Here is a 1903-nt window from a genome sequence, read left to right as displayed (position 1 = left end):
ATGTTCACTACAATTACCACCGACCGCATTCAACACGCGGAGGACGACCGCCCGCCGCTTACCGCCGGCATCGCGTAACTAACGTCCGTGCCTCGTACAACTAGATGGCGGTCTGAAACCGTCAGGCCACTTCGTTTCACTGTCGTATTTGATCGACTCAAGGTTGGTCTCCTCCACCGACGCTTTTGTAAGATCCGCACCGGACAAGTCCGCGCGTCGCAGATTCGCACCATTGAGGTTGGATCGACTCAAGTCGACGTCGAACAAGTCAGCGTCTACGAACACCGAATCCTTCAGATCCATCCCGTCGAAATAGGCGCTCGTAATGTCGACGCCGCGCAGATCAAGTCTCAGCCCAATGTCAGCCCACAGGCCCCCGGCTTCTTCGCCATTCTTCTCGAACTGCAGATGTATCCGGAACTGGCTGATTATTGCCTCGTTCACTATTCGCTGAGCTTTTACTCGTGCGCGCGACTCATCGTTCGGACCAGTGACATCCGGGACTTTGCGATTATTTTGACGGAGGTAGGCACACAGGGTGTCTGTGATCGTCTCGCACTCAGCTCGCACGATGTTCTCCCGAGCGGTGACATTCTTCTTGCGTCGAAGCCGGAGCCAGTCGTCAGCCAAACCGACGAAGGCGTAAACCCCTGCTACCCGAATCGCGAAGTGCGACTCATCAGCGAGCTGCTTCGCAGCCCCCTCGAATCGACTCCACAGATCTTTCTCGGCATCTTCGAGCCGAGTTCTGTCAGCATTTGCGGTCTGAGCCATCGCCAATCGCGCGGCACCAGCCGATGCAATCGACGCCGCCACAATCGCGCCCAACGGGGCCAATACTGCGCTGTACCGCACTACCAGCCATTCCTTCGAGATCCCCACGACAACCAGCGCGAGCAAAGCGACGGCAGAAACCGCAGCGGAACCCGCCGAGACCCGAAACCACAGGTGTCGACGGCACGTGAAAACTGATCAAGTACGGCACTTCAATATTGGGCTCTTCGCGCTTGAGCGGGGTGCCCGGTAGTTGATGGGGCTCGTGGCCCCGACATGCTGTTGGTTCCTCACAACGCGACAACAGCGAGGCCACGAGCATGAACGAGGGTACGTCAGTGCTGCTCGGGCTGGAGGACGAGTTCACCGTCCTGCAGCTCGAACGAATCGATGCCGACACGGTGCGTGTCGTCATCGAGGTCATCGACCCGGAGGGCGCCTGCCCCGAGTGCGGGGTGCTCACCTCAAGGATCAAGGAGCGGCCACTGGTTCGAGTCAAGGACTTGCCTGCCTCCGGCCAAAGAACCGATCTGTGGTGGCTCAAACGGCGCTTGGTGTGCCGCGAACCGGCCTGTGGGACAGCGACATTCACGCAGCAGTCCCGCGCTGTGCCGGCACGGTCGCGGCTCACGACCCGTCTACGAGAGAAGATCGGTTCGGCGATCGCGTCGGGCAACCGCGCCGTCAGCGAGGTCGCTAGCGAGTACCAGGTGGCGTGGTCGACCGCGCACCGGGCGCTCATCGCACTGGCCAACCAGTGGCTGCCCGAGCCGGAACCCACCCGCGTGCTCGGCATCGACGAGACCCGCGCCCGGTCGGTGCGCTGGGTGCTCGAAGAGGCCGGCTGGACACGGTCGAACCCGTGGATGACCTCGTTCGTCAACGCCGACCCCACCCTGCCCGGGCACCTTCTCGGGCTGACCCCGGGACGCTCCGGGGCGTGCGTGATCGACTGGCTCGCGCTGCAGACACCCGCGTTCCGGGCCGGCATCGACCTGGTCGTGATCGACCCGTCCGCGCCGTACGCGGGCGGGATCCGCACCGCCCTGCCGGACGCGCGGATCGCAGTCGACAAGTGGCATCTCGTCGCCCTCGCCAACCTCATGGTCACCCAGGTCCGTCAACGGAT

2 protein-coding genes are annotated in these 1903 nt (G+C 62.5%); one reads left to right on the top strand and one right to left on the bottom strand.

Going from position 1 to position 1903, the window contains the following annotated elements; all coding sequences use genetic code 11:
- Positions 1–78: 78 nt before the first annotated feature.
- The gene (locus tag A2J01_RS30395; RefSeq protein ID WP_156519452.1) at positions 79–882 is read right to left on the bottom strand and encodes a pentapeptide repeat-containing protein; all 804 of its coding nucleotides are present in this window, start codon (positions 880–882) and stop codon (positions 79–81) included.
- Positions 883–1094: 212 nt separating this feature from the next.
- On the opposite strand from A2J01_RS30395, the gene A2J01_RS30390 reads away from it, so the two are divergent.
- Positions 1095–1903 (top strand): transposase (locus A2J01_RS30390; RefSeq protein WP_196248311.1); only part of this gene is annotated, 809 nt, incomplete at its 3' end.

It is taken from the genome of Rhodococcus sp. EPR-134, assembly GCF_001647205.1.
GTDB classification, from domain to species: domain Bacteria; phylum Actinomycetota; class Actinomycetes; order Mycobacteriales; family Mycobacteriaceae; genus Rhodococcus_F; species Rhodococcus_F qingshengii.
Note: the sequence above shows the minus strand (reverse complement) of the source record. Positions and strands in the feature narration are given on the sequence as shown.